Annotated in this window: 8 protein-coding genes, 1 tRNA gene, 1 rRNA gene, 1 other RNA gene and 1 pseudogene; 5 read left to right on the plus strand and 7 right to left on the minus strand. The window is 39.3% G+C overall.

The annotated features are described in order from the left end of the window. Positions 1-110: 110 nt before the first annotated feature. Both PWP39_RS09275 and metG read left to right on the plus strand, forming a co-directional pair. Positions 111-428 (plus strand): annotated as a pseudogene (locus tag PWP39_RS09275) (HAD family hydrolase); the annotation flags it as partial. Positions 429-432: 4 nt separating this feature from the next. Beyond that, positions 433-762, plus strand: a complete 330-nt coding sequence (gene metG / locus PWP39_RS09280; protein ID WP_011012813.1) for a methionine--tRNA ligase subunit beta — start codon at positions 433-435, stop codon at positions 760-762. Here metG and PWP39_RS09285 read toward each other — a convergent pair. Then, positions 763-819, minus strand: an RNA gene (locus PWP39_RS09285) — C/D box small nucleolar RNA. 60 nt (positions 820-879) lie between these two features. On the opposite strand from PWP39_RS09285, the gene PWP39_RS09290 reads away from it, so the two are divergent. Beyond that, positions 880-1,239 (plus strand): hypothetical protein, encoded by a 360-nt coding sequence (locus PWP39_RS09290; RefSeq protein WP_014835585.1) that lies wholly within the window; start codon positions 880-882, stop codon positions 1,237-1,239. On the opposite strand, the gene PWP39_RS09295 is transcribed toward PWP39_RS09290, so the two are convergent. The 3 genes from PWP39_RS09295 to PWP39_RS09305 all read right to left on the minus strand — a co-directional run bounded on the left by PWP39_RS09295 (position 1,240) and on the right by PWP39_RS09305 (position 6,117). After that, complete coding sequence (locus tag PWP39_RS09295) at positions 1,240-2,970, minus strand: prenyltransferase/squalene oxidase repeat-containing protein (protein ID WP_011012815.1); 1,731 nt, start codon at positions 2,968-2,970, stop codon at positions 1,240-1,242. Positions 2,971-3,017: 47 nt separating this feature from the next. Further along, a complete protein-coding gene (locus PWP39_RS09300) occupies positions 3,018-4,982 on the minus strand; it encodes a S8 family serine peptidase (RefSeq protein ID WP_011012816.1) in 1,965 nt (654 codons plus the stop codon). 277 nt (positions 4,983-5,259) lie between these two features. Continuing rightward, the gene (locus PWP39_RS09305; RefSeq protein WP_011012817.1) at positions 5,260-6,117 is read right to left on the minus strand and encodes a DMT family transporter; all 858 of its coding nucleotides are present in this window, start codon (positions 6,115-6,117) and stop codon (positions 5,260-5,262) included. Between the two features lie 58 nt (positions 6,118-6,175). On the opposite strand from PWP39_RS09305, the gene PWP39_RS09310 reads away from it, so the two are divergent. Both PWP39_RS09310 and PWP39_RS09315 read left to right on the plus strand, forming a co-directional pair. Continuing rightward, positions 6,176-6,844 (plus strand): DUF434 domain-containing protein, encoded by a 669-nt coding sequence (locus tag PWP39_RS09310; protein ID WP_011012818.1) that lies wholly within the window; start codon positions 6,176-6,178, stop codon positions 6,842-6,844. 20 nt (positions 6,845-6,864) lie between these two features. Beyond that, on the plus strand, positions 6,865-7,005 hold the full coding sequence (locus tag PWP39_RS09315) for a hypothetical protein (RefSeq protein ID WP_158295419.1): 141 nt from the start codon (positions 6,865-6,867) through the stop codon (positions 7,003-7,005). Here the strand turns inward: PWP39_RS09315 and PWP39_RS09320 are convergent. From PWP39_RS09320 to rrf, 3 genes are all read right to left on the minus strand, one after another. After that, positions 6,971-7,576 carry a HemK2/MTQ2 family protein methyltransferase gene (locus tag PWP39_RS09320; protein ID WP_011012819.1) on the minus strand — a complete coding sequence of 202 codons (606 nt, stop codon included), beginning with the start codon at positions 7,574-7,576 and terminating at the stop codon, positions 6,971-6,973. The two genes, PWP39_RS09315 and PWP39_RS09320, sit on opposite strands and share 35 nt — an antisense overlap. 25 nt (positions 7,577-7,601) lie before the next feature. Then, positions 7,602-7,679, minus strand: a tRNA-Asp gene (locus PWP39_RS09325). Between the two features lie 12 nt (positions 7,680-7,691). Beyond that, positions 7,692-7,786: ribosomal RNA gene (gene rrf, locus PWP39_RS09330) — 5S ribosomal RNA — on the minus strand; the annotation flags it as partial.

The following is a 7,786-nucleotide window of genomic DNA, read 5'->3' on the forward strand; positions in this document are numbered from 1 at the left end:
GGTTGATAATGGTTTCGGCTTGCATGTTCCCCCCTTTCTTTTTCTGTGGTAGTGTCTGGGATTTAAACCTGACGCCCCACTGCTTATCCTGACAGTATCTATTAAAGAAGGCAAAAGAAACTTATAAGCTGGGGATAGTTACTGGAAGAGATTCCCTAGAGATGAAGCTTGCAGAGGAAATTATCCGCTTTAAATTCGACAAAGTTGTTACAAGAGATATGTTTGAAAAACCTGACCCCCGGGCCTTATATGAAGTTACACAAGGGGAGGAAGCCATCTACATAGGAGACAGCAAAGTTGATGAAGAGCTGGTCGAGAGGTATAGGAGAACATTCAAAGGCAACGTTACCTACCTCATGGTCGGGAGAGATGTCAATGATGTCAACGAAGCATTGAAAAAGATACTTTTCCAATCATATATAAGGTGATTTTATGGAGTTATATGACGTTTCAGAATTTTGGAAGTTTGATATGAGAGTTGGAAAGGTAATAAAGGCAGAAAAGTTAAAGAGAACTAGGAAATTGATAAAGTTGGTTGTTGATTTTGGAAAAGAAACGAGAACAATAGTAACTGGAATAGCAGATCAATATAACCCCAAAGATTTAGAAGGGAAGAAATTTATTTTTGTTCTAAACTTAAAACCAAAAGAATTCTCTGGAGTTAAAAGTGAAGGAATGCTAATAGTGGCAGAAGAAGAAAATGGAAAAGTTTACTTACTTCCTGTTCCAGAAGAAGTTCCGGTAGGAACAAAAGTTTGGTAGAGATCAGCACTTAAGATCCTCATCATCCCTTCAGAGCTGCGCGGGTTCATCATCTTTACCACAAGATCTGAAAGCATTTTTATATTTTTATGTGCTAAGTTGAATTGGTGTTGTATGATGAAAAAAGTTCTTGGTGCAATAGCATTAATTTTTGTAGTTGCAGGAGCATATGGAATAATGCACTATGCAAACGAAGAAAGATACTATTCCCTTAGAGCAACTTTCAGGATGGCAGGAGTAGGATACAAGGGATATGAGCTGAGAGATGGAACTTTAGTGTTTAAATTTGAAAGAAAAGGAGATGTTTTTGCCCAAGTAATTGTTTCAAAAGAGTACACAACAAGTGAGAAAATTCCCATAAAAGATGTAAAGAAAGTAATTATGGAAATAACAACCAATGGAACAACGAAAGTTTATGAGGCTAAGTTTGTGGGACGTGAAGGAGAAAAAATGATATATGAAGCTATAGAAAGATAGCTACCTTTTAATTTTTACCTTCTTGAAGATAATAACTATCATCCCTCCCCCAACCACCAGTACTATTGAGAGGACTGTCCAAAGAGCACTTCCCTTTTCTGCTCTAAATCCATGTACTTCATATGCTTTAATTGAGAGGGGGTATTGAGATGGATATATAACAATGTAACCGTCGAGTGTTGAAACTACCGCAGAGTTCGTTGCATTTCCTATATATTTAGAATCTCTAATTAAGATAAGCGTTGAGTTTTCTAAGAAAACCTTCCCATCGACAAGTCTAGGTTCAGGAATATCAGCAAAGAGAAGCTTTCTAAGGTAGGAAACACCATTTCTATACATTTCAGAATCAACAAGTCCAACTTTTTCTAAAGCCCAAAGAACTTTCGAAGTAGATGTTATACCAGCTACAGACCCCTGAGTGTATGGAAATGCTCCTGTCTTATATTGTCTTTCTTGAAGTATTTTCAGGGTTATATTAAACTCCTCACTCATGTTGAATTCTTTAAACAGAATTAAGGCATATGCAAAATAGTATGTGGGTATTTTATAATAGATTGGAGCTCCTGACTCATCTTTTGCACTAACCATCCATGTTAGATTAGCCTTCAAGTACTCTATGGAGGAGGTATAATTGTAAGGGACATCCAACATCTTAAAGACTAAAATAACATATTCGGTATTGAAAAAGTCTTCCCATTTCCCATTTTCCTGAATGGAAAGGAGGTATTTAATCTCGTTGCTATAATCCAACCCAAGATAAGCTTTAATTCTTGCAACTTCAGCAATTTGCCATGGAAGTAACCCAGTTATATTTGAGGGCAATTCAGGGGAAACACCGCAGTGGAGATAATAATCTGCAAGCACAACTTTCTCCCATTCAAATTGAGGAGTTACTTTCTTGAGGTAGGGACATGCTACCGACGTAAGATTTCTAAATTCATTAATTTTGGAAACATCAATCAAATCCAAAACTCTATATCTTAAAACTCCCCAAAAGCCAAAGTTTTGAAGAGCAAGTAGTTTCTCCTTATACTTTTCTTTCCCAGTTGCATATAGAGCCATTGCAACTTCCATGGGGCTATTATAGTCTCTTACAGGCAAGTTTACACTCTCTCCTAAGTAGGAAAGAGCAAATGCTTTGTAAACCTCCAATTCTTCATTAATCCCTAATTTCTCGAGTGACTTTCTATCTTCAAGTGCCATTAACCCAAATATTTTTTCAATATCAGTGTGAGGAGTATTAGAGAGGAGCCACTCCCTAGCTCGTCTCACAGCCTCTTTAACTTGCTCTCTAATGTCAATATATCCTTGTGAGGGAAGGCCCAAGTATTCCTTTAAGGCAATGTAAGATAAGGCAGTGTCAAAGTAACTATCCCAGGATCCATCAGATTTTTGAGTGTAGATCAACCAGTATGCTGCATTTGTAATTGTGAGATAATATCTCCCGCGGGCAAGGTTTTCACACCTCATCAGCGCCATCATTGCCATTGCAGTATACTTAGGCTCATGCTTTTCTCCATATGCATAACCCCAAGAGTCAAAAGGTGTTTTAATTTGCATTAACCATTCACAACCCTCTAAAGCTCTTGCATATTCGCCTACCTTATATAATGCTATTACCGAAAAGGCTGTATCTGGAGTAGTAGGTTTGTAGACGTAGAGATATTCTCCAGCTTTCACTGGAGATAAGAGTAAAGTAATGATAATTACCCCTAAGAATACCTTTTTCACAAAAATTCACCTCCCTAAAACAAAAAAGAAAGAATAGTTAAAAGGCTTCAGCCATAATAAACTTTAGCCGTCAGCTCGTAGTAAGCCCAACCGTAAGTGTAGTAGGCATATACTAGGAAGTACCAGGTTCCTGGGGCGGGGTTTAAGTATTCTACGTGTTCGTAGCTGTTGGAACTCTCCGATCTATCTACAAGCTTCTGGTTAGGATCGTAGAGGTAAAGGTCAAGATCATGGTAGCTTGTGTCAAACACTAGGTCTCCAGTAATCTTTGTAGCCCCAGAGTTAACGGTCATTGTAAAGGTGTCGCTCCTGTCATAGTAGTAGTGAACGGATCCTTGGAACGTCTTTGCGTCTACTGTTGGTTCTGGTTGTGGAGATGGTGAACTTCCAGGCTGTGAAAGGGAACCATCACTTACCACATCTACTTGATAGTTTGCACTTCCGCTGTAGCTTACAACCTTAATTGTCCATGTTCCATCAGTTGGGTTGTAATAACCAACCTTTTCGAATCCATAGTAGGCGGTGTAAGAGTAGTCAACCTGGTTTCCATTGGGATCGTAGAGGTAAAGATCAAGGTCGCTATTGGCATTGTCCCAGTATAATGTGGCAGTTACGAACGAAGCTCCGCTAATAACGAACTGGTGAGTTTGGCTGCCTTTGTTGGCAACATATCCAGTGAACACTAGCTTTGCATAGTTATCGTAGTTTATAGCCTTGTATGCATTAACCCTACCTGCACCGTAGGCTATATCGGCTATTTCATCTGGCTTTACGATATCAGCAGTTTCTATGAGGGCTGTTTTTACTTTGTCTGGAGTCCAGCTCGGGTGTGCTTGGAGCAAGAGGGCTGCAATACCAGCTACGTGAGGAGTTGCCATTGATGTCCCAGGAGCTGCTGTGTAATAGTCATTAATTGGTTGACCCATGCTAGTTCCACTTGCTCTGGCAGCAATTATCCAGTTTCCTGGAGCAACAACCTCAGGCTTAAGCCTGCCGTCTGCAGTTGGCCCTCTGCTTGAGAAGCTTGTTATAACATCATACTTGTCAACGGCTCCAACTGTAATAACTTTGCTTGCAGCTGCTGGAGAACCGATTGTATACTTGTTAGGTCCACTGTTTCCAGCGGCAACCACAACAACTAATCCAGCATCCCACGCTGCATTAACAGCCTGACTTAGAGCGTCAGTACCATCTGAGCTCTGGCTTGAACCAAGAGAAAGATTAATGACCTTAATTCCGTACTTATCTTTGTTATCAACGGCCCACTCAACTCCCTTAATTATAGTAGATATGCTTCCAGAACCATCGGCACCTAGAACCTTAATTCCCGCCAGCTTAGCTCCTGGAGCCATTCCCTTGTACTTGCCATTACTTGCTGCTCCAGTACCAGCTGCTATTGAAGCTACATGAGTTCCATGTCCATGGTCATCGTATGGATAACTCCTACCATTGACAAAATCTACCCACCCAATTACTTTTCCTTGGAGATCTGGATGAGAAGCGTCAATTCCAGTGTCAATTATTCCTATTGTGATTCCAGAACCATCATATCCCAAGTTCCAAACGTAAGTTGCCATAACTTGAGCTGCAGACTCATCCAGTCCTTCTAATTCTGCTGAAACTGTAACTTTGTAGTCTTCCTGGATAAACCTAACACCTGAAAGCTTAGCTTTACCCCCTGTTAAACCTGAGATGACTAGTAAGTCTCTAACCTTAAGATCGGCAGCTATTGCGGGTATAATATGGTACACATACCTAACTTTTGCACCCATTAACTCAAGAACTCTTACTGCAATTTCTTTTTCCCTATGGTTTTCAAATACAATTACTGTGCTGATTTCCTCGTTAGGATTCAATTTTTGAATTTTTCTGAACAGTCCTGGCGTTAGCAGACCATAGTTCTTCTCAACATTTCTTACTTGTTCAACTTTCTTCTCTGGAGCTGCCGCTACGCTCCCTACTACCAAACCTAGAACTAAAATCACTAATATGAGAGCTTTTAGCCCCTTCATGTGGCACCACCGTACATTAGTGATCAAAGTTGCATGGTTATTTTATGCTTAATAAATATTTTGGTGTCAACAGTTCTAATGAGGATATATTACATATAGTCAAAATGTATAGATATTTTGAAACACATTGAAATAAAAATTCATAGAACTATGTCAAATATCAGGAAAAATTCTTATCCCTTTGTAACTTTTAGAAATTTACCTGTTAATTTAACCCTGATAGTCATTAAAAGTTAACAATTTTATAACAATAATCTCTACTGTCAAAAATAAAGCCTCACATAAAAATCCCAATTAGGATAACTCCCACAAATGCAAGTATAATAGAAATGAAGATTCTTTCAGTTATCTCTTCTTTCAGAATAAATGCTGCAAGTATAGTGGCCATAATTGGACTAGACTCTGTTATGGGAGTTGCAATGCTTGAAGTAACAAGTCTTATCGCCATGACAAAAAGATACTGCCCAATAACGGTTCCAAGAAAAGTTATGATAACAATCCAGACATAATCTCTTATGCTAATTCTCTTTACCTCTTTTAAGACAGAAGGTACAAAAAATATAGCTCCAATACTCCCGCCTATTATACGTAGCCCCGTAATAAGAAGAGGGGACTCGTTTTCAACAAGCCAATCTGTCAAGAGAACAGCAACAGTCCACAAGGCCTCTGCCCCAAAGATCCAAAGAACGCCCTCAAACGAAGTCTTTGACTCTCTATTCCCGCTTTCACTAAGCAGGATTATAACAGCAAGAACTATGAGAAAGGCTCCAAGAAAAATTCCGGAATTTAAAGGTCTTCCAAGAAAATAATGAGCAAGTATCATCGTAAGTATAGGATGAGGAGTGACCAATATACTTGCCCTTGACACTCCAACTTCCTTCATTCCTTTTAGGAACATAAAATCAGCCACTGTAAAACCTAAAACACCTGAAGCTATAACGATCAGCCACCACAAAATTGGTTTGTTAGGAAATGGAAGTACAAGGAACATCCCCAAATAAACCAGCCCACTTATCAATAACCTAACAATATTTAAGGATAAAGGACTAATCCTTTCCATTATCATTTTTGAGAGAACTGAAGACAATGCCCAGGAAAATGCTGCCCCTAAAGCTAATAATATTCCTGCTATCACAAAACCACAGTGTAAAAGAATATTTTAAAAGTATTTTGTCCAAACTTACTAGAGGAAAATGGGGAGAGTGTATGAGGCATATAAAGATTTAAAATACTTGCTCAATAGGGGTTATAGGAAGTCCAAAGCTTTGGAATTTGTATGCAATCATTACCTTCTTCCTTCAAATGCAAGACATCTTTTGGCGAGATGCGTATTTCCCACAAAATGGATTGAAGAGACAAAACGAAAACTCGCTTCAAAGAATGAGATTACTGGAAAAGAAATCGGGATAGATGGCTTCAATGTTTTAATTACCCTAGATTCTGTAATTAGGGGAGAAGCTTTTAGATGTGAGGATGGAATAGTTAGAGATATCAGATACATAAAAAACTACAAATTTGACCAGAATACCCTCAACCTAATAAGAATTATCGCAGATACTCTATCCACTCTGGCCCCAGAAAAAGTTATCATTTTCTATGGTAAGTCAACGTCAAAAAGTGGGAGAATAGCAGAGCTAACAAAAAAGGAGTTAGAAAAAAGAAGAATTAAGGGAGAAGTTAAGGTCGTTAAAAGCCCCGATTTTGAGTTGAAAAAATTTGATATTGTTGCAACTGGAGACGTAGGAATTATTGAAAAAGTTAAGAAAATTTTTGATATTCCTGCATATTCTGCAACCCTCCTTGGGATACAAATTCCAGACTTTAAGGATGTCTTGAAGATTTTCGACGAAAAACTTAAATAAGTTAGGGAGAAGTCGATGACATGCTCAATGTAAAGCCCAAACTCCTACTATATGAAGCAAAGTTAAAAGATTACATTGAAGAAGAATGGTCTCAAGAAGAACACCATGAAAAGCCGGTTGTAAGGTTCATCGGAAGTGTAAAGAGAGCTCAGCCTTCATGACGTATAACTCCTCAAAAAACAATTTTTCCTTAGCCACAATCGCAGTTTTGAACCCAAGTTCATCAAATAACTTTCTTACGTTAATTTTAGTGAGTGAGCTATATAAAAGGAGAACTCTTCCCCCAGGAAGAAGAAAATCTTTCACGTGTTTTGCAAAGCGTTCAATTACTTCTCCACCAGTTTTACCCCCAATTAGGGCTAAATCTATAGGGTCTCTAATTTCTTCATCTTCTCCTGGGAGATATGGAGGGTTGAAAACTATTAGAGAGAATCTGCCCCTAATGTTCTCAAATAAATCGCTCTTTACAAAGATCACATTTTTTACGTCATTATTGACTGCATTTTTCCAAGCAATATCAACGGCTCTTTCATTTATGTCAACGCCGACAACAAATTTCGCTTTTTTTGCCGCTAAAAGTGCTAAGATACCACTTCCCGTCCCCATATCCAGTACAATGTCCTCATCCCTAACTTCCTTTAGAAGAACCTCAGCCAAAAGGAAAGAATCTTCCGCTGGCTCATAAACCTCCTCTGATATTTCAATTTTCAAACCCATATACTCCATTCTCATAGGAACAAAATAGAAAGAAGAATTTTGGCGCCCGGGCCGGGATTTGAACCCGGGTCGCGGGAGTGACAGTCCCGCATGATAGGCCGGGCTACACCACCCGGGCGCAAATGTTAGTGGCCGGCGGCGTCCCCGGCTTCCCGCCCCCTCTCGGAGGGCAGTACAACCGGGATCGCTGGGGGGCTTAACTTCCGGGTTCGAAATGAGACCGGG

The organism is Pyrococcus sp., from assembly GCF_030153625.1.
Lineage (GTDB): Archaea > Methanobacteriota_B > Thermococci > Thermococcales > Thermococcaceae > Pyrococcus > Pyrococcus furiosus.

What these genes read in the sequence shown, in the direction of transcription:
- metG (WP_011012813.1), top strand. Translation starts at nt 433, where the DNA reads ATGGAGTTATATGACGTTTCAGAATTTTGGAAGTTTGATATGAGAGTT.
- PWP39_RS09290 (WP_014835585.1), top strand. Translation starts at nt 880, where the DNA reads ATGAAAAAAGTTCTTGGTGCAATAGCATTAATTTTTGTAGTTGCAGGA.
- PWP39_RS09300 (WP_011012816.1), bottom strand. Translation starts at nt 4,982, where the DNA reads ATGAAGGGGCTAAAAGCTCTCATATTAGTGATTTTAGTTCTAGGTTTG.
- PWP39_RS09310 (WP_011012818.1), top strand. Translation starts at nt 6,176, where the DNA reads ATGGGGAGAGTGTATGAGGCATATAAAGATTTAAAATACTTGCTCAAT.
- PWP39_RS09315 (WP_158295419.1), top strand. Translation starts at nt 6,865, where the DNA reads ATGCTCAATGTAAAGCCCAAACTCCTACTATATGAAGCAAAGTTAAAA.
- PWP39_RS09320 (WP_011012819.1), bottom strand. Translation starts at nt 7,576, where the DNA reads ATGAGAATGGAGTATATGGGTTTGAAAATTGAAATATCAGAGGAGGTT.